Origin of the sequence: Streptomyces sp. SCSIO 30461 (assembly GCF_037023745.1) — a bacterium.
Classification (GTDB): domain Bacteria; phylum Actinomycetota; class Actinomycetes; order Streptomycetales; family Streptomycetaceae; genus Streptomyces.
This window is the reverse complement of sequence record NZ_CP146101.1, coordinates 5,147,837-5,165,839: the sequence shown is the minus strand read 5'-3', so window position 1 is coordinate 5,165,839 and position 18,003 is coordinate 5,147,837. Positions and strand designations below refer to the sequence as shown.

At 69.5% G+C, this 18,003-nt stretch carries 16 protein-coding genes; 8 read left to right on the top strand and 8 right to left on the bottom strand.

The window, feature by feature from the left end; all coding sequences use genetic code 11:
* Positions 1-23 precede the first annotated feature (23 nt).
* From V1460_RS23080 to V1460_RS23070, 3 genes are all read right to left on the bottom strand, one after another.
* Positions 24-482, bottom strand: a complete 459-nt coding sequence (locus V1460_RS23080) for an FMN-binding protein (RefSeq protein ID WP_338675520.1) — start codon at positions 480-482, stop codon at positions 24-26.
* 8 nt (positions 483-490) lie between these two features.
* Entirely contained in the window at positions 491-1,858 is a 1,368-nt protein-coding gene (locus V1460_RS23075) for a ferredoxin reductase family protein (protein ID WP_338678163.1), read from the bottom strand.
* Between the two features lie 134 nt (positions 1,859-1,992).
* Positions 1,993-2,574: a pyridoxamine 5'-phosphate oxidase family protein gene (locus tag V1460_RS23070; RefSeq protein ID WP_338675519.1), complete on the bottom strand. Its 582-nt coding sequence runs from the start codon at positions 2,572-2,574 to the stop codon at positions 1,993-1,995.
* 591 nt (positions 2,575-3,165) lie between these two features.
* On the opposite strand from V1460_RS23070, the gene V1460_RS23065 reads away from it, so the two are divergent.
* The 3 genes from V1460_RS23065 (at position 3,166) to V1460_RS23055 (ending at position 8,264) form a co-directional block, all read left to right on the top strand.
* The gene (locus V1460_RS23065; RefSeq protein WP_338675518.1) at positions 3,166-4,359 is read left to right on the top strand and encodes an argininosuccinate synthase; all 1,194 of its coding nucleotides are present in this window, start codon (positions 3,166-3,168) and stop codon (positions 4,357-4,359) included.
* Between the two features lie 105 nt (positions 4,360-4,464).
* Entirely contained in the window at positions 4,465-5,892 is a 1,428-nt protein-coding gene (gene argH / locus V1460_RS23060) for an argininosuccinate lyase (protein WP_338675517.1), read from the top strand.
* A 155-nt stretch (positions 5,893-6,047) separates the two neighbouring features.
* Positions 6,048-8,264 carry an NADP-dependent isocitrate dehydrogenase gene (locus tag V1460_RS23055; protein WP_338675516.1) on the top strand — a complete coding sequence of 739 codons (2,217 nt, stop codon included), beginning with the start codon at positions 6,048-6,050 and terminating at the stop codon, positions 8,262-8,264.
* A 353-nt stretch (positions 8,265-8,617) separates the two neighbouring features.
* Here V1460_RS23055 and V1460_RS23050 read toward each other — a convergent pair whose 3' ends face one another.
* Complete coding sequence (locus tag V1460_RS23050; RefSeq protein WP_328929976.1) at positions 8,618-9,028, bottom strand: VOC family protein; 411 nt, start codon at positions 9,026-9,028, stop codon at positions 8,618-8,620.
* 355 nt (positions 9,029-9,383) lie between these two features.
* Between V1460_RS23050 and V1460_RS23045 the strand changes: the two genes are divergently transcribed.
* Positions 9,384-9,935, top strand: coding sequence for a helix-turn-helix domain-containing protein (locus V1460_RS23045; protein WP_338675515.1), 552 nt, complete (start codon positions 9,384-9,386; stop codon positions 9,933-9,935).
* Positions 9,932-11,479 carry an MFS transporter gene (locus tag V1460_RS23040; RefSeq protein WP_338675514.1) on the top strand — a complete coding sequence of 516 codons (1,548 nt, stop codon included), beginning with the start codon at positions 9,932-9,934 and terminating at the stop codon, positions 11,477-11,479. The genes V1460_RS23045 and V1460_RS23040 overlap by 4 nt, the downstream gene beginning before the upstream one ends.
* 77 nt (positions 11,480-11,556) lie before the next feature.
* Here V1460_RS23040 and V1460_RS23035 read toward each other — a convergent pair whose 3' ends face one another.
* Together V1460_RS23035 and V1460_RS23030 are read right to left on the bottom strand one after the other, a co-directional pair.
* Positions 11,557-13,137, bottom strand: a complete 1,581-nt coding sequence (locus tag V1460_RS23035; protein ID WP_338671414.1) for an IS1182 family transposase — start codon at positions 13,135-13,137, stop codon at positions 11,557-11,559.
* A gap of 282 nt (positions 13,138-13,419) precedes the next feature.
* Positions 13,420-14,091 (bottom strand): lysophospholipid acyltransferase family protein, encoded by a 672-nt coding sequence (locus V1460_RS23030; RefSeq protein ID WP_338675513.1) that lies wholly within the window; start codon positions 14,089-14,091, stop codon positions 13,420-13,422.
* A gap of 323 nt (positions 14,092-14,414) precedes the next feature.
* Here V1460_RS23030 and V1460_RS23025 point away from each other — a divergent pair, with 323 nt between their 5' ends.
* The 3 genes from V1460_RS23025 (at position 14,415) to V1460_RS23015 (ending at position 16,735) form a co-directional block, all read left to right on the top strand.
* Positions 14,415-15,566, top strand: coding sequence for a glycerophosphodiester phosphodiesterase (locus tag V1460_RS23025; protein ID WP_338675512.1), 1,152 nt, complete (start codon positions 14,415-14,417; stop codon positions 15,564-15,566).
* Between the two features lie 75 nt (positions 15,567-15,641).
* A complete protein-coding gene (locus V1460_RS23020) occupies positions 15,642-16,196 on the top strand; it encodes a sigma-70 family RNA polymerase sigma factor (RefSeq protein ID WP_338675511.1) in 555 nt (184 codons plus the stop codon).
* A 35-nt stretch (positions 16,197-16,231) separates the two neighbouring features.
* Positions 16,232-16,735 carry a GNAT family N-acetyltransferase gene (locus V1460_RS23015; RefSeq protein WP_338675510.1) on the top strand — a complete coding sequence of 168 codons (504 nt, stop codon included), beginning with the start codon at positions 16,232-16,234 and terminating at the stop codon, positions 16,733-16,735.
* A 36-nt stretch (positions 16,736-16,771) separates the two neighbouring features.
* On the opposite strand, the gene V1460_RS23010 is transcribed toward V1460_RS23015, so the two are convergent.
* Complete coding sequence (locus tag V1460_RS23010) at positions 16,772-17,275, bottom strand: hypothetical protein (protein WP_338675509.1); 504 nt, start codon at positions 17,273-17,275, stop codon at positions 16,772-16,774.
* A gap of 2 nt (positions 17,276-17,277) precedes the next feature.
* Positions 17,278-17,637, bottom strand: coding sequence for a hypothetical protein (locus tag V1460_RS23005; protein WP_338675508.1), 360 nt, complete (start codon positions 17,635-17,637; stop codon positions 17,278-17,280).
* Positions 17,638-18,003: the final 366 nt, after the last annotated feature.

Sequence of the window (18,003 nt, the reverse complement as noted above, 5' to 3'; positions counted from 1 at the left end):
CCGCCCCTGGCCGCCCGCCGCGGTCACAGGCCTGCCTTGTCGAGCGCGCTCTGCAGCGATGTGATGTAGCCCTGGCTGGTGTAGGTGGCGCCTGAGACGGTGTCGATCCGAGCGCTCTGGGCGGCGACGGCGGCCTTGTTGAGTTGCGGGATGGCGTCGGCGGCGATTTTGCGGCTGTTGGCGTCGCTGTCGGGCGTCTTGACTGCTTCGACGGCGGTGATCCCGCCGCCGCTCATGGTCAGTTCGACCTGTACGGGGCCGTATTGGGTCTGTGCCTCCTCACCGAGCACCGTCTGCCCGCCCGCGGGCTGGACTCCGTTTCCCGCGGGCGTCGAAGCTCCTGGTGCGGGGGTGCCGCCGGCTTGCGACGACGCGCCCGCCAGCGGCTGGCCGGGCTGCTTCATGGCGAGCAGCAGCACCACCGCCGATGTGGTGCCGGCGACGGCGATCATGATCCGGCGCAGGGGATGCTTCCTCTTCACGGAGGACCTCACATCTCGAAGGACTCGTGATGGATACGGCGGGCCGGTACGCCCGCCGCACGCAGTGCGGAATAGGACTCCTCGGCGAGCCCAGGCGGTCCGCAGAGGTAGACGTCGTGCTCATCGATGTCCGGGAGGACCTGCTGGAGCCGCTCGGTGGTGATCTCGGGCCGCTCCCCGTCGGGGCCGTTGACGGCGTACATCAGCTTCGCGCCCCGTACCTGTGCGATCTCCCGCAGCTCGCTCCAAAGCGCCAGGTCCTCGGTGCTTCCGGCCCGGTAGAGCAGGGTGAGATCGCCGGGGTTTCCGGGCAGGGTCTCGAACAGGGCCCGCAGCGGGGTGATTCCGGCGCCGCCGGCGATCAGCAGTACCTTGTTCCGGCTGCGTCGTCCCGCGGTCATCGCGCCGTAGGGCCCCTCTGCCCACACCCTCGTCCCGGGCTCCAGCTCCGAGAGGGCCGTGCTGTGGTTGCCGGCCGCCTTCACGGTGATACGCAGCAGGTCCGGGCGCGGCGGAGCGGAGAGCGAGTACGGGTTGGCGCTCCAGCGCAGGCCCTTGGTGAGGAACCGCCAGCGGAAGAAGTGACCCGCCTCCGCACCGAGCCGGTGCAGCCGCCGCCCGGTGATCAGCACGGACACCACCCCGGGTGCCTCCTCCACGACCGCTTCCACCTCCATGCGGTGCCAGAGGTTGAGGCGGACCGGGGCGAGCACCCGGTACCAGAGCAGCAGCGCCCCGACAGCGCCGTACATCACGTACCAGACGGTGCGGGCGGTCGAGCCGGCCACGAACTCGGCTCCCGTGGCCAGCTGGTGCCAGAACGTCAGGTACACCGCGGCGTAGGTGAGCAGGTGCAGGTAGTACCAGGCCTCGTAGCTGATCCGGCGGCGCACCATCCCGGCCGAGACGAAGCCGATCAGCAGGAACAGCCCGGTGCCGACGGCTGCCTTGATCATCTCGGGGAAGTCGACCACGACGGTGACGGTCTGCTCGACGAATCCGGTACGGGCCTGGACCGCGTAACCCCAGACGGTCAGCACGACATGGGCGACGATCAGACTGATCGCGTACCGTCCGCTCATCGCGTGCCAGCGGGTGGCCCGGTCGGAGCCCACCTGCCGCTCCAGTGCGGGGACACGGGCCATTTGGAGCACCACGAGCGCGATCATGTAGCCGCCGAGCAGCCCGGTGATCCGGCCTCCTCCGATCAGCCACTGGGCTGTGTCCATCCGGACGACCGCGGTGTTGTCCCACCACAGCCACAGCACGGCCAGCGCTCCCGCCCACGCCAGCCCCAGCAGCACCGCTGCCGGATTCCGGCGCGGCTGGATCGCGCGCATGGTCTGGCGTCTGGCCGCCCGACCGCTCTGAATCATTGTCGCCACGGCTGCTCCTCGGCTGCTCCGCTTCGCTCACGTGAATACGGAGCGGGGCGTCGGGCGGTTCAACGGTGGCAGAGGTATGCGGCGGAGCCCGCCGACCGGTCCGCGCGGAGGCTGCGAGCAGGACGTCAGCCGGTGCGGGCCGGGAGGGGGAGCGGCAGTGCGGGCAGCCCGTCGAGGCTGACGCCGACATGCGGTTTCTGCTCGCAGTACGCCGCGAACTCCTCATCCGTCTTGCGCGCCAAGTGCTCCGCGTGCTGGGTGCGCTCTTCGCGGTAGTCCATGAACGGGACGGCGAAACCGCAGGCATCGCCGATCCGCCGCGCACGGACCAGGACGACCGCACGGGCACCGGCGCCATCGGCCTCCCCGAAGTACGGGATCAGCGCGGACCACCGCGGGTCGTCACGGAACACCGCCTCCCCGTCGCCGTGCACCCGCAGGACCTTCGGCGGCCCGCTGAAGGCGCACCACATCAGCGTGATGCGGCCGTTCTCGCGGAGGTGCGCGATGGTCTCGGCGCCGCTGCCGCCGAAGTCCAGGTAGGCCAGGGTCAGTTCGTCGAGCACGACCAGGGTGCCCTTGCGGCCCTTGGGGGAGACATTGATATGCCCGTCACTCGCGAGCGGCGCGGTGGCGGTGAAGAACACCGGCTGCTCTTCGATGAACGTGCGGATGCGGCCTTCTATGCGTTCATACGTTTGTCCCATGTGCTGAAGTATCGGCCCACCGGTCGCCTGCACTGAGATATCGGCCCACCGGCCGTCCGGAGCGCCCCCTTTACCGGGACTCCTGCAGGAAGCCCCGGCGTTCACGCCGGGGCGCGGGCCGGCCTGCGGTCCAAGTCGGCGCGGCATTCCTGATTCGCTCCTTCGGGTGGCACGGTCCGAGGACGATCTCGGGTTCGCCGGGCGTGCGCGGCCTCCCCAGGGGTCGGCGACCCTCTACGCGGGCCGCTGACGGCAACGCTCCGGGCCGGGTGATCGCGACCTCGCGCACCACGCGGTCGAGTCCGCTCCAGGCACGGACGTCGGCCGTGTCCAGTGCCGGCCGGACCGGGACTCCCGCCATCAGTCGCTCCACAGCCGCCCGGGCCGGATGCCTGCCGCCCGTCCCCTGCCCGTGTCCGTCGCGCCACGCCCTCCGTTGTCCACAGCGCGGGGCATAGGCAAGGCGCGAGGTCCGCGGCTGCGCATTTCCGCGGTACCCGCCCATTCCGTTTCCTGCCCATCCACATTGACAAAACATACGGAGCTCTGCATAGTTATACCCATCACGTCATGCACCGTAAGGAGAAACCCGTGACCGAGCGCGTCGTACTCGCCTATTCGGGCGGTCTGGACACCTCCGTCGCCATCGGCTGGATCGCCGAGGAGACGGGCGCCGAGGTCATCGCCGTCGCCGTGGATGTCGGCCAGGGCGGCGAGGACCTGGATGTCATCCGCAAGCGCGCGCTCGCCTGCGGTGCCGTCGAGGCCGAGGTCGCGGACGCCAGGGACGAGTTCGCCGATGAGTACTGCCTCCCGGCGATCAAGGCCAACGCCCTCTACATGGACCGCTACCCGCTGGTCTCCGCCCTCTCCCGGCCGACCATCGTCAAGCACCTCGTCGCCGCTGCCCGGAAGCACGGGGCCTCGATCGTGGCCCACGGCTGCACCGGAAAGGGCAACGACCAGGTGCGTTTCGAGGCCGGCATCGCCTCCCTCGCACCCGACCTGAAGTGCATCGCCCCGGTCCGCGACTACGCCATGACCCGGGACAAGGCGATCGCCTTCTGCGAGGAGAAGCAGCTCCCGATCGCCACCACCAAGAAGTCGCCGTACTCCATCGACCAGAACGTGTTCGGGCGCGCCGTCGAGACCGGCTTCCTGGAGGACATCTGGAACGCGCCGATCGAGGACATCTACGAGTACACTTCCAACCCCGCGGCCCCGCGTGAGCCCGACGAGGTGATCGTCTCCTTCAAGGAGGGCGTCCCGGTCGCCATCGACGGCAAGCCCGTCACCGTCCTGCAGGCCATCCAGCAGCTCAACGAGCGCGCCGGAGCCCAGGGCATCGGCCGGATCGACATGGTCGAGGACCGCCTCGTCGGCATCAAGTCCCGCGAGGTCTACGAGGCCCCGGGCGCGATCGCGCTGATCACCGCCCACCAGGAGCTGGAGAGCGTCACGGTCGAGCGGGAGCTCGCCCGCTACAAGCGGCAGGTCGAGCAGCGCTGGGGTGAGCTCGTCTACGACGGCCTGTGGTTCTCGCCGCTCAAGCGGGCCCTGGACGGCTTCATCAACGAGGCCAACCAGCACGTCACCGGCGACATCCGGATGACCCTGCACGGCGGTCGCGCCGTGGTCACCGGCCGGAGGTCGGACGAGTCGCTGTACGACTTCAACCTCGCCACCTACGACTCGGGCGACACCTTCGACCAGTCCAAGGCGCAGGGCTTCATCGACATCTTCGGGCTGTCGTCGAAGATCGCCGCGAAGCGCGACCTCGCCTGATTCCCTACGTGTACCGCCGCCGCCTCCCCGCCGGTCAGTGGCTGGGAGGCGGTGGCATATCCGGAGCCCGGCACGGGTTCGGCAAGTCTTTGAGGAGCAATAGCTGTGAGCAGCAACAACGGTGACGTCCGGCTCTGGGGCGGCCGGTTCGCCGACGGTCCGTCCGAGGCACTGGCACTGCTGTCCGCGTCGGTCCACTTCGACTGGCGGCTCGCGCCGTACGACATCGCCGGTTCCCGTGCCCATGCGCGCGTCCTGTGCAAGGCGGGCCTGCTCACCACCGACGAACTGGAGCGGATGCTCGACGGGCTCGACCGGCTCGAAGCCGATGTGGCATCGGGGGAGTTCACCGGCACCGTCGCCGACGAGGACGTCCACACCGCACTGGAGCGCGGTCTGCTGGAGAGGCTCGGCCCGGACCTCGGCGGCAAACTGAGGGCCGGGAGGTCCCGCAACGACCAGGTCGCCACGCTCTTCCGGATGTATCTGCGTGACCACGCCCGGATCATCGGCGGACTGCTCGCCGACCTGCAGGACGCACTGATCGGGCTCGCGGAGGCCCACCCCGATGTCGCCATGCCCGGCCGCACCCACCTGCAGCACGCCCAGCCGGTGCTTTTCGCCCACCATGTACTGGCCCATGTCCAGGGGCTCTCCCGGGACGCCGAGCGGCTGCGGCAGTGGGACGATCGCACCGCGGTCTCCCCGTACGGCTCCGGAGCGCTCGCCGGATCCTCCCTCGGGCTCGACCCCGAGGCGGTCGCCCAGGAGCTCGGGTTCGAACACGGCTCGGCCGCCAACTCGATCGACGGCACGGCATCGCGCGACTTCGTCGCCGAGTTCGCCTTCATCGCCGCCATGATCGGCGTCAACCTGTCCCGGATCGCCGAGGAGATCATCATCTGGAACACGAAGGAGTTCTCTTTCGTGACCCTCCACGACGCCTTCTCCACCGGTTCGTCGATCATGCCGCAGAAGAAGAACCCGGACATCGCCGAGCTGGCCCGGGGCAAGTCCGGCCGTCTCATCGGCAATCTGACCGGGCTGCTCGCCACTCTCAAGGCCCTCCCGCTCGCGTACAACCGCGACCTCCAGGAGGACAAGGAGCCCGTCTTCGACTCGTGCGACCAGCTCGAAGTACTCCTCCCCGCCTTCACCGGGATGATGGCGACACTGACCGTCAACCGGGAGCGGATGGAGGAGCTGGCCCCCGCAGGGTTCTCGCTCGCCACCGACATCGCCGAGTGGCTGGTCAGGCAGGGCGTGCCGTTCCGGGTCGCGCACGAGGTCGCCGGCGGGTGCGTCAAGGAGTGCGAGGCACGCGGGATCGAGCTCGACCAGCTCACCGATGAGCAGTTCGCCGGGATCTCCCCGCACCTGACGCCCGAGGTCCGCACGGTGTTGAACGTCCCGGGCGCGCTCGCGTCGCGCAGTGGGCGCGGCGGCACCGCCCCGTCGGCGGTCGCCGCGCAGCTCGCCGAGGTCAAGGGGGACCTGGCCGTTCAGCAGGCCTGGGCCGCGGCCAAGCGGTAGCGAGCCTCGCCTCGCATGCGACGAGCCCGCATCGGGTGACGTGTTCCGGCCGCTTGCGGGGCCCTGCCGGAGGGCCCTGTCGGAGAGCGGTCGGACGCGAGATATCTTGATGTCGAGCAATGTTGCAGACGTGGAGACGTGGAGCGGAGCGCACGGTGACTGACTCGACCATCATCTATACGCACACTGACGAGGCACCGGCCCTCGCGACGTATTCGTTCCTGCCGGTGATCCAGGCGTACGCCCAGGCCGCCGGGGTCACTGTGGAGACTCGTGACATCTCCCTGGCCGGACGGATCATCGCGGCGTTCCCGGAGCACCTCGAAGAGGGGCAGCGGATCGGCGACGCCCTCGCCGAGCTCGGCGAGCTGGCCAAGACGCCCAGCGCGAACATCATCAAGCTGCCGAACATCTCGGCATCGATCCCACAGCTGAAGGCCGCTGTCGCGGAGCTCCAGGAGCAGGGCTACGCGCTGCCGGACTACCCGGACGACCCGAAGTCGGACGAGGAGCGCGACATCCGCGCCCGTTACGACAAGATCAAGGGCAGCGCCGTGAACCCGGTCCTGCGCGAGGGCAACTCGGACCGCCGCGCACCCGCTTCGGTCAAGAACTACGCCAAGGCCCACCCGCACCGCATGGGCGCCTGGACCCCGGAGTCCAAGACCAACGTCGCCACCATGGGCGTGGACGACTTCCGGTCCACCGAGAAGTCCGTGGTCGTCTCCGAGGCCGGCTCGCTGCGTATCGAGCTCAAGGGCGACGACGGCTCCACCACGGTGCTGCGCGAGTCCGTACCGGTCCAGGCGGGCGAGGTCGTGGACGCCTCCGTGATGCGGGTCGCCGCGCTGCGGGAGTTCCTCACCGCCCAGATCGCGCGCGCCAAGGCCGAGGGTGTGCTCTTCTCCGTGCACCTCAAGGCCACGATGATGAAGGTGTCCGACCCGATCGTCTTCGGCCATGTCGTGCGCGCGTTCTTCCCGAAGACCTTCGCGAAGTACGGTGAGGTGTTCGCCACCGCGGGCCTCTCCCCGAACGACGGTCTCGGCGGCATCTTCAAGGGCCTGGACGGTCTGCCGGAGGGCGCCGAGATCAAGGCGTCCTTCGACGCCGAGCTCGCCGAGGGCCCGGAGCTGGCCATGGTCGACTCCGACCGGGGCATCTCCAACCTGCACGTCCCGTCCGACGTGATCGTGGACGCCTCCATGCCGGCCATGATCCGCACCTCCGGCCACATGTGGGGCCCGGACGGCCAGGAGCAGGACACCATCGCCGTCCTCCCGGACAGCAGCTACGCGGGTGTCTACCAGGTGGTCGTCGACGACTGCCGCGCCAACGGCGCCTACGACCCGTCGACCATGGGCTCGGTCCCGAACGTCGGTCTGATGGCGCAGAAGGCCGAGGAGTACGGCAGCCACGACAAGACCTTCGAGATCCCGGTGACCGGCACCGTCCGCCTGGTGGACGAGGCCGGCAACGCCCTCATCGAGCAGGCGGTCTCCGCGGGCGACATCTTCCGCGCCTGCCAGACCAAGGACGCGCCGATCAAGGACTGGGTGAAGCTGGCCGTCACCCGCGCCCGCGCCACCGGCGACCCTGCCGTGTTCTGGCTGGACGAGACTCGTGCGCACGACGCCAACCTGATCGCCAAGGTCAACGAGTACCTGACCGAGCACGACACCGAGGGCCTGGACATCCGGGTGCTGTCCCCGGTCGAGGCGACCAAGCTGTCCGTGGAGCGCATCCGCCGCGGTGAGAACACCATCTCGGTGACCGGGAACGTGCTGCGTGACTACCTCACCGACCTGTTCCCGATCCTGGAGCTGGGCACCAGCGCCAAGATGCTGTCGGTCGTCCCGCTGATGGCGGGCGGCGGCCTCTTCGAGACGGGCGCCGGCGGCTCCGCGCCGAAGCACGTCCAGCAGCTGGTCAAGGAGAACTACCTGCGCTGGGACAGCCTGGGCGAGTTCTTCGCGCTCGTGCCCGCCCTGGAGCAGTACGCGAAGGCCACCGGCAACGCCCGCGCCCAGGTGCTGGCCGACACGCTGGACCGCGCCACCGGCACCTTCCTCAACGAGGACAGGTCGCCGAGCCGCCGCCTCGGTGGCATCGACAACCGCGGCAGCCACTTCTACCTGGCCATGTACTGGGCGCAGGAGCTGGCCAAGCAGACGGACGACGCGGAGCTCGCCAAGGCGTTCGCCCCGCTCGCCCAGACGCTGAGCGAGCAGGAGTCCGCGATCGTCGGCGAGCTGGTCGCCGTCCAGGGCTCCCCGGCCGACATCGGCGGCTACTACCAGCCCGACCCGGCCAAGGCCGCGGCCGTCATGCGTCCGTCGGCGACGTTCAACGAGGCGCTCGCCGCCCTCTGACCTCGTGCGGCCGCGGGGACACCCGCGGCCGCACCCGGACCGCCCCGGCCAGGCTCCGCCCGGCCGGGGCGGTCGCGTCTCTCCGCCGCGGTGCCCCCGCTACAGCTGTCCTGCCGTAGCGCAGCTGACAGATCGTGGGCCGCTGACCTGCTGGGTTGCCATGTCGTCTGAGAACGCCGCGGGTCGGCGTTCTCAAACGACATGGCTTTCACGGAAGCGCGCTGGTGGTGGGCAAGGGCAGCTCAGTCGTCTCGCTCTTCGGGAAGGCTGCCCGCGGCCGTCCGGAGACGGTGCCGGGCCGCCTCCGGACGTTCGGCCTAGTCGGCGGCGAAGATTCCAGGACCGGAATCTGATCAGTCGCGCTTGGGCCAGATCGGGCCCTGGTCGGTCCAGATGACGCCCTTGTTGCGGCACAGGCAGAAGGGGTGGCCGATCGGGTCGGTGTAGACCTGCCAGCCGTAGCCGTTGGGGCCGATGAAGTCCTGCCTCAGCGTCGCGCCGAGGTCGAGGACGCGGCGCTGCTCGGACTCGATCTCGTCCACTTCGAAGTCGAGGTGGAACTGCTTGGGGTGCTCGCTGTCGGGCCACTGCGGAGCGCGATAGTCGGCCACCCGGATGAATGCCAGCTCGATCTCGCCGAACTGGATGCCAGCCCAGTCCTCGGAGCTGCCTTCCTTGATCGGACGGCCCGTCACCTCAGAGTAGAAAGCCGCCAGCTTCATCGTGTCCGGGCAGTCGATAATGAAATCGGTGAGTCGCAGCATCTCGCGATCTTGTCACGAGCTCACATCCGACTTCGAGACAAGCCTCCTCCGAGGTCCGGCTCCCGCGGGCGCGCTGGGCGAGCTGAAGACGACGGCCCGTATTCAGCCGTACCTCGCCGTGTCCATGGTTGAGCCAGATTCGCAGCGGCTTCGGACCGGTCCAGCAGCCGGGTCGTACGCGGTGGGTCGTATAGCCGTCGGGGCGTCGCTCGGGCTTGCCCCCGTAGGGATTCAGCGGCCCGTCCACGTCGATCAGCAGCAGCGGTCTCATATCCGCATGATCCTTTCCAGCCTCCTTTGAGGCATCGAACTATCGCGTGAGACGTTCATGTCTCATTTGGTGTATGCTTGTCTCATGGCCATGGATCGTGAACAGGTGCTGCGCGCTGCCGCCACCGTCCTCGCGCGCAAATCGACCGCGACGATGGACGAGGTCGCACGCGCCGCGGGTATCGGGCGCGCCACCCTGCACCGGCATTTCGCGGGACGGGCGGCCCTGGTCAAGGCGCTCGAAGCGCTGGGCATCCAGGAATTCGAGGCGGCCGTCGACCGGGCCGGGATCGACCGGGGCGACACGGTCGACGGGCTGCGCCGCCTGATCGCCGAGATGGAGCCGGTCGCGGAACTGCTCGCCTTCCTTGTCACCGAGAACGAGCTGTTCGAGGGGAACGAGATCGACGAAGGATGGGCGAGGCTCGACGCGCGAGTGTCCGCGCTCTTCCGGCGAGGCCAGGAGGAGGGTGCCTTCAGGATCGACCTCCCGGCCGCCTGGCTCACGGAGGCGCTCTATGGCCTCATCGGCAGCTGCGCCTGGGCCGCCATGGACGGTCGGGTGGCCAAGAACGACTTTCAATTCATGATCGCCGAGTTGCTGCTCGGCGGAGCACGACGGAGTGTGCAGAAATGACCACCGGTACCGCCCAGCGCACGAGCGGGACGGACAACACCGTATACCGCCCTGGGCGTTGGCTCGCACTGGCGGTCCTGGTGCTGGCCGTGCTGTTGGTCGCCGTCGACGCGACCGTGCTCGGTCTCGCGACGCCCTTCCTCAGTGAGGACCTCCAGCCGTCCGGCACCCAGTTGCTGTGGATCGGCGACGTCTACTCGTTCGTCATCGCCGGACTCCTGGTCTCCATGGGCAGCCTCGGCGACCGAATAGGCCGCAAGAAGCTTCTGCTGACCGGCGCCACCGCATTCGGCGCGATCTCCGTCCTCAACGCGTACGCCGACACCCCCGAGATGATGATCTTCGCCCGGGCGCTGCTCGGTGTCGCCGGTGCGACGCTGATGCCCGCGACCCTCGCCCTGATCCGCAACATCTTCCATGACCCGCGCGAGCGCAGTATCGCCATCGGCATCTGGGGCGCGATGGCATCGGCGGGTGCCGCCGTGGGTCCCGTCGTCGGCGGATTCCTGCTGGAGCACTTCTGGTGGGGATCGGTCTTCCTCATCAACCTCCCCGTGATGGCCGTGCTGGTCCTCGTCGGCATCAAGCTGCTGCCCGAGTCCAGGAACCCGGTCGCCGGGCCCTGGGACCTGGTCAGCGTGGCCCTGTCCCTCATCGGCATCGTGGGTGTCGTGTATGCGATCAAGGAGGCCGCCAGTGAGGGCCTCACCTGGACCGCGGGTGCCGCGCTGCTCATCGGCGCGGGCGCGCTCCACGGCTTCGTCCGCAGGCAGCTCACGCTGCCATCGCCGCTGTTGGACATGCGGTTGTTCCGTCACCGTGGCTTCTCCGCCGCGGTGCTCGCCGACCTGCTGACCATCCTCGGGCTGTCCGGACTGGTGTTCTTCCTGTCCCAGTTCCTTCAGCTGGTCCAGGGCCGGCAGCCACTCGAAGCGGGCCTCGCCGAGCTTCCCGCCGCGATCGGCGCCGTGGTCACCGGTCTGATCGCAGGGCGGTGCGCCAGGCGGTTCTCCGTGCGGTCGGTGGTGGCCGGCGGGCTCGGTGCGGTCGGCCTCGCACTCGGCGTGCTGACCGTGATCGGCCAATCCACCGGCTATCCGGTGCTCGGTGCCGCCCTGCTCGTGGTGGGCGCCGGTGCCGGGTTCTCCTTCACGGTCACGGCTGATGTCATCCTCTCGGCCGTTCCGAAGGAGCAGGCCGGTGCCGCGTCCGCGGTCTCCGAGACGGCGTATGAACTGGGCGCCGCACTCGGTATCGCGCTGCTCGGTTCGATCGTGACGGGCGTCTACCGGGGCTTCGCCGCCCCGGCCGGTGTGCCGTCGGACGCGGTGTCCGCGGCCCATGAATCGCTCGGCGGCGCCGTCGAGGCCGCGGCGCACCTGCCGCAGGAGCAGGGTGCCGCGCTGGTCGGTGCGGCCCAGGAGGCGTTCGTCGAGGGCATGCGGCTCGCGTCCGGTGTGGGCGCGGCGGTTCTGGTGGCCACCGCGGTCGTCGCCTGGTTCCTGCTGCGTGGCCAGAAGCTGGCTGACGGCGTCGAGCACTGACGCCCGGGCCGCCTAGAAGGCTGCTGAAAATCTTGTTGTGGGGGCGGTCCGCCGGTGGCGGGGCCGCCCTCCGTGCTTCACGGTGTGGCCGGGGTCAGGGTCCAGGTGCCGTCGGCGGCCACTTCGAGGCCGAGGTTGACGAGCCGTCGGAGGTTGAGGGCGGCGGCTCGGTTGCGGAGCCAGGTGTCGTTCTTGAGGGTGCCGAGGTAGCGCAGTCTGCGGTTGCCTTTGGTGGTCAGCCAGGCGATGCCGCGTTCGACGGGTGGCCGCCAGCGGCGGTAGGTGTCTTTCCAGGCGGGGTCGGTGGCCTGGGCACGGGCGTCGGCCAGGCGCTGGTGCTGGGGGTGGACTTGCAGGACGCGGCCGGTCTTGGAGGTGGTGCAGCGTTCGCGCAGCGGGCAGCCGGCACACAGCTTCTTGAACTGAGCCTGCCGCAAGCCGGTCTTCCGGGGCTTGCCGAGGGGGACGATGTGCCCGGCAGGGCAGGTGACCTGGCCGTTCTCGGTGTCGATGTGGAAGTCGTCGCTGGTGAAGCCGCCGGGCACGGCCGCGCGAAGCGGGGGTGGTTTGAGGACGGCGTCGTGGCCCTGCTGTTCGAGGTGGTCGCGCAGGTCGGCGGTGCCGTAGGCGGAGTCGCCGAGCACCTCGCACGGCTCGTCCTCGGCGGCGAGGAGGTCCTCGGCGATCTTCGCCTCGTGGTTCTCGGGGCCGCAGCCCGCGGCGAGGGCGACCTCGGTGAATAAGCCGGTCTCCGGCTCGACGGCGACGTGGCCCTTGAAGCCTTCCTGGTGGCGGGTGCGGTTCTTGTGGATGTGCCTGGCCTCGGGATCGACGGTGGACACCACGCGGTCGCGGACGGTCCCCTGGGTGATGCGCCAGCGCCCGTCGCGCCCGTCGGAGCCCTCGGCGGGCTCCACATCCTGGCCCGCGACCAGCGCCAGCAGGCCGACCGCGTTCGCGGCCCGCTCGCCCAGCTCCTGCTCGGGCAGGCGGCCCAACAGGTTGAGCGCGTCCGTGACCAGCGCGTCCACCAACCCGGCGCGGGCCTGCTCGTCGTCCCAGGCGATCTTCGGCTTGCCCGGGTCGGTGTAGTCGTGAGCGGTGCAATGCCCGGCGGCGACGCGGCCGGCGCCGGGGACCTCGCGGATCACCCGGCGGATCGCCGAGATCAGCTGGGTGACCGTGTCCTGGGTGGCCACCGCGTCGTCGAACACCGTGGAGTCCAGCGCGCGGCGCCGCTTCCCGCGCAGGATGCCGGTGGCGGCCACGACCTCCTTGACCCGGGTGAAGATCCGCCCCGGATCCGAGGACCGCTGCAGGCGGCGCCGGAAGTAGGTCAGCAGCGACGGGTCGAACGCCGTGTCGTTCAGCCCCAGTCCGCACGCCGCCTTCCACCGCAGGTCGCACCGCAGCTCCAGCACGGTCTCCACATCCGAGGTCCCGAACAGGCTCTGCAGCACCACCGCCGTCGCCAGCACCTGCGGCGGCAGGCTCGGCCGCCCGTTGGCCGAGGGGTACATGTCCGCGAACATCTCCGGCGGCAGCAGCCGCTCGCGGTGCTCGGCCAGGAACGCGAACACACTCCCTGCCGGGATCAGCTCCCGGCAGGTCTCCCACACATCCGGCCCGACCGTCTCCCCGGCCCATTCCCCCTGCACACACAGCAGTCTGGCCCCGCGGGGCCACCCGCGGGGCCCAAACCCGAGATTTTCAGTGATCTTCTAGGGCGTGTTGCGAAAGTCCCTCCTGACCCGCGACGCCTGGCACGCACGCTCGCTGCGTTGTCGGAGTCATCCACGTACGTCCAGTACGAGGATGATCCTCCGCCTTGCGATCGCACGCATCAGACGCCGCAGGCCCCGCCCTGCGGGCGGACGGAGCCACTTTCGCAACACGCCCTAGGGAACCGCGTCGTATACGTGCCCGCCAGGGCTCTCGGTTCAGGCCGCCTTCGCCTTGGTGGCGTACATGTCCACGTACTCCTGGCCGGACAACTGCATCACCTCGGTCATCACCGAGTCGGTCACCGCCCGCAGCACATAGCGGTCACGGTCCATGCCCTCGTAGCGTGAGAATTCCATCGGTTCGCCGAACCGGATCGTCACCCGGCCGGGGCGCGGAATGCCCTTGCCGCCGGGCTGGAGCTTGTCCGTGCCGATCATCGCGAACGGCACCACCGGCGCACCCGTCATCAGTGTCAGCCGGGCGATGCCGGTACGGCCCCGGTAGAGGCGCCCGTCGGGGGAGCGGGTGCCCTCCGGGTAGATACCGAAGACCCTGCCCTCCTCCAGCACCCGGCGCCCCGTCATCAGAGCCGCGACGCCGCCGTTGGCGCCGTCCCGGTCGACCGGGATCATGCCCACCCCGGTGAAGAACCAGGCCATCAGCCTGCCCTTGAGGCCCTTGCCGGTGACGTACTCGTCCTTGCCGATGAAGTACACCGCCCGGTCGCATACCAGGGGCAGGACCATCGAGTCGATGAACGTCAGATGGTTGCCGGCGAGGATCACGGGACCGTCCGCTGGGATGTGCTGGACGCCTTCCACCCGGGGGCGGAACATCAGGCGCAGGAACGGTCCTAGCACTGCCTTGATGAGCGACAAGCGGGACAACGGGTCCTCCGAAGTCGTGGAGCGGTCTCTGGCAGGACTTGCTTCTCTCTCCCCGGCCTTCGGAGCCGGGAACCGCCGCAGGGGTGCTTTCGGCTCGTGCGCATCCGGCGGGTGCGGCCGACAAAGTCCTTGCAGGTGAGGACGATACTCGCGGGTCAGGGTCCGGCGCACATGGGGTTCACGGACCAGATACACAGTGTTGACCTGAGTTTGGGACGCGTTTGCCCTGGATCTCCCTCGGGTAGCGCCCCGGGACCTAGCGTGGACGGCCACGCACGCGGTTTCCCGATGCCCCGCCGAAGGGGCCCGACGGAGGATCACTCATGGCTCAGGTCGCAGACACGACACCCGGACGCCGGACCTTGCTGGGCGCGGCGGTGGCCGGTACGGCGGCTCTCGGGGCGGTCGGCACGGGCGTGGCCAAGGCCGCCGCCACCCCCGGCGAGGTGCGCCACGGCCGCCGCCTTCCCGTTCCCGCGGTCATCGCCCACCGCGGCGCCAGCGGCTACCGGCCCGAGCACACCCTCGGCTCCTATCAGCTCGCCCTCGACATGGGCGCGCATGTCATCGAGCAGGACCTCGTGCCCACCAAGGACGGCCATCTGGTCTGCCGCCACGAGAACGACATCACCGGCACGACGGACATCGCCACCCGCCCGGAGTTCGCCTCCCGCAGGACCACCAAGTCCATCGACGGCGTCAGCATCACCGGCTGGTTCACCGAGGACCTGACACTCGCCGAGCTCAAGACCCTGCGAGCCGAGGAACGCATCCCGGCCACCCGTCGGGAGAACACCCTCTACGACGGCCGCTGGCAGATCCCCACCTTCGAAGAGGTCCTGCGGTGGGCCGACAAGGAGGGGCGCAGGCGTGGCCACCCGGTGTGGCTGCATGTGGAGACCAAGCACCCCTCGTACTTCCGGGGTGTCGGCCTCGGACTGGAGGAGCGGCTCTCGAAGCTGCTGCGCCGCTACGGGCGCCACCGCGCGGACTCGCCCGTATTCCTCCAGTCCTTCGAGCCCAGCAGCATCCAGCGGCTGGCACGGTCGGTCTCGTCGCCGCGTGTGGTGCTGCTCTCCGGCGCCTCCACCAGGCCGTGGGACTTCGTCCAGTCCGGCGACCCGCGAACAGTCGCGGACCTGGTCAAGCCCGACGGCCTGGAGTGGATCGCCTCGTACGCCCAGGGGATCGGCCCCACGCTCGACCTGATCATCCCCAGGGACGCCGACGGCAGGCTCGGCACGCCGACCACCCTCGTCCGGGACGCGCATGCCAAGGGCCTGATCCTGCACCCGTACACCATGCGGAACGAGAACGCCTTCCTGCCCGCCGACTTCCGGCGCGGCACCGACCCCAACGCCTACGGCGACGCGTTCGGCGCCTTCAAGGTCTACTTCGAGCAGGGCATCGACGGCATATTCACCGACCAGGCGGACACCGGACTGCTGGCACGGGAGGACTTCGTCAGCGGCTGACGCCCTCGCTCATTCGGTCGAGTGAGAAAGGGGCATGACGGAACCCCCCCGACGTCTGAGGACGTCACGCGGGGCATGAGCCCTGATCCCGTCATGTCACCATCCCGGCCGTGCCTGCTGGTGGAGTCGCTGCGGCCGCTAGTCGCCGCGGAGGCCGACGCCGAGGCACAGGACGGGGCCCTGGAGTCGGCGGACCTCGAACAAGACGTGTGGGTACGCCTGCTTGAGCGGCTCGACGCCGGGGGACCGCCCCGGGACGCGGGGGCCTGGGTGCGGGGAGCCGTGCGCGACGCGGCGCGCACGGCCCGCCTGCGAGCCCTGCGGGAGCGGTCCTTCGGCGACGAACAGGTCCCGGAGCCGCTCGGCCGCGAGGACTGCCCCGAGCGGGCGGTACTCGCGGCCGAGCGGCACCGCGCGATCCATGCTGCGGTGGCTCGTACACCCGGACCGTGCCCGCGGCTGCTGACGGCACTGCTGTCCCCGTCGGACCCCACTTACCGGGAAATCGCAGGACAGTTGGGTATCTCACAGGGAAGTCTGGGACCGATGCGTTCCCGTTGCCTGGGATGTCTGCGCAGAATGCTCGCGGCAGAGGTTGCAGCTCCTGGACTCCGGGGAAAGGAGCGGTAGACAACCGGGTGAAGGTGAGCGGAGGCGCGCCACACATGGGCATGAGCGTGAGCATCACAGCGGCGACGGTTCGGGACGCCGAGCACATCCTCAAGCTTCAGTACCTGTGCTATCAGAGCGAGGCGGCACTCTACGGCGACTACGGCATCGAGCCCCTCACCCAGACCCTCGACGACCTCAGGGCCGAATTGGCCCGGAGCCACGCGCTGGTCGCCCGGCTGGGCGACGAGGTGATCGCTTCGGTGCGCGGTGAGGTCGACGAGGCGGGCGTCGCGCGGATCGCCAAGCTCATCGTCCATCCGCGTATGCAGCGCCATGGCCTCGGCGGGCGACTGCTGGGCGCGATCGAGGCGCACTTCGCCGCGGACTCCGCCGCCAAGCGCTTCCAACTCTTCACCGGTCACCGCAGTGACCGCAATCTGTGCCTCTACCGCCGTCATGGCTACGCACCGGTGTCGGAGCTGGCGGCAGGGCCCCGGCTGACCGTGATCACGCTGGAGAAGAGCGTCGGCCGCAGGGAGTACACGACCGGCGCGTGACGCCCGCCGGGCACATGGGACGGTCCAGGTCCCGGCTCAGCGCCGGGACTTGCGCAGCCAGAGCATCCCGGTGACGGGCAGTAGTACCGGGATGAAGAGATAACCCATTCCGTAGTCGGTCCACACCGTGGCATCCGGGAACGCGGCCGGGTCGGCCAGCGTCCACGACCCCACCGTCAGCACGCCCACCAACTCGGCGGCGCAGGAGACCAGTGCTGCTCTGCGGGCCGTCTCACCACCGCGTACCAGGGTGTACGTGATGAACGCGTACACCACGGCGGCCATCGCCGACAGCGAGTAGGCGAGCGGCGCGTGCTCGTACTCGGTGGCGATCTGGTAGGCGGAGCGAGACACGGCACCCACCGACATGACCCCGTAGAGCCACACCACCAGCAGTCCGGGTCCGCTCACCAGCCGGGTCCGCGGCCCCTCGGGCCGCCGCTCCGTGTTGCTGTCCGCGGTGCCGCTGCTCGTGCCCGAACCGGAACTGGTGCTCGCGCCGGAACCGGTGTCTGCAGGGGGGTGCGTGGAGTCCGCCATGCTCAGGCCTTCCAGATGTCGTAGAGCCGCACTTCCAGCACCGCGAGCACCACCGCGCCCGCCGCCACCGTGACCGAGCCCCAGCGGGTCCGCTCGCTCAGCGAGAGGAGACCGGCCGCCGGAACTGCTGCGAAGGCGCCGATCAGATACGCGATGAAGATCACCGAACCCTGATCCGCCCGCTCGCCGCGAGCCAGCTGCACGATGCCCGCCGTCAGTTGCGCCAGCGCCAGGACCGTCACCACGGCCATGCCGATGAAGTGCCAGTCCTTCGTGGGCTGGTTCCGGTACGCGGCGTGGCCGCACCAGGCGGCGAGGGCGAGGGCGGTCGCCGAGAGGGCGACCGTCAGGGCGTCGAGCATGCAGCCGAGAGTATTACGGGCCGCGGAACCGGCAGTGCGCGGCCCCCGGGGCCATGGGGCCCACCGGGCCGGATTCCGTGGTCTTGACCACAGATCACGGGGAGAGCGGTGCTGACCGGATAGATATGTCGCCGGTACTTCCTCTCAGAAAGCCAGGTCAGAGGCCTGGTGTCGAGTGCGGTGCCGTCCTGCACCGTCCGCATTACGAGCAAATCCATTCCGGAATACGGACAGCGGGCTGGAGGTCGGACGCTTGTCTGGTTAACTGGCCCGCATGACCACGACGAGCAGCCGCATCCTTGCGACCGAGGCGAACATGACGCCCGGTGCTCGCTGTATGTGTCGAATGTGCGCCTTCTGAGGGCC

Coding starts and splice junctions, on each gene's coding strand:
- V1460_RS23075 (WP_338678163.1), bottom strand. CDS start 1,858: ATGATTCAGAGCGGTCGGGCGGCCAGACGCCAGACCATGCGCGCGATC.
- V1460_RS23070 (WP_338675519.1), bottom strand. CDS start 2,574: ATGGGACAAACGTATGAACGCATAGAAGGCCGCATCCGCACGTTCATC.
- V1460_RS23050 (WP_328929976.1), bottom strand. CDS start 9,028: ATGCTGCGACTCACCGATTTCATTATCGACTGCCCGGACACGATGAAG.
- V1460_RS23045 (WP_338675515.1), top strand. CDS start 9,384: ATGGCCATGGATCGTGAACAGGTGCTGCGCGCTGCCGCCACCGTCCTC.
- V1460_RS23040 (WP_338675514.1), top strand. CDS start 9,932: ATGACCACCGGTACCGCCCAGCGCACGAGCGGGACGGACAACACCGTA.
- V1460_RS23025 (WP_338675512.1), top strand. CDS start 14,415: ATGGCTCAGGTCGCAGACACGACACCCGGACGCCGGACCTTGCTGGGC.
- V1460_RS23020 (WP_338675511.1), top strand. CDS start 15,642: ATGAGCCCTGATCCCGTCATGTCACCATCCCGGCCGTGCCTGCTGGTG.
- V1460_RS23015 (WP_338675510.1), top strand. CDS start 16,232: ATGGGCATGAGCGTGAGCATCACAGCGGCGACGGTTCGGGACGCCGAG.
- V1460_RS23010 (WP_338675509.1), bottom strand. CDS start 17,275: ATGGCGGACTCCACGCACCCCCCTGCAGACACCGGTTCCGGCGCGAGC.
- V1460_RS23005 (WP_338675508.1), bottom strand. CDS start 17,637: ATGCTCGACGCCCTGACGGTCGCCCTCTCGGCGACCGCCCTCGCCCTC.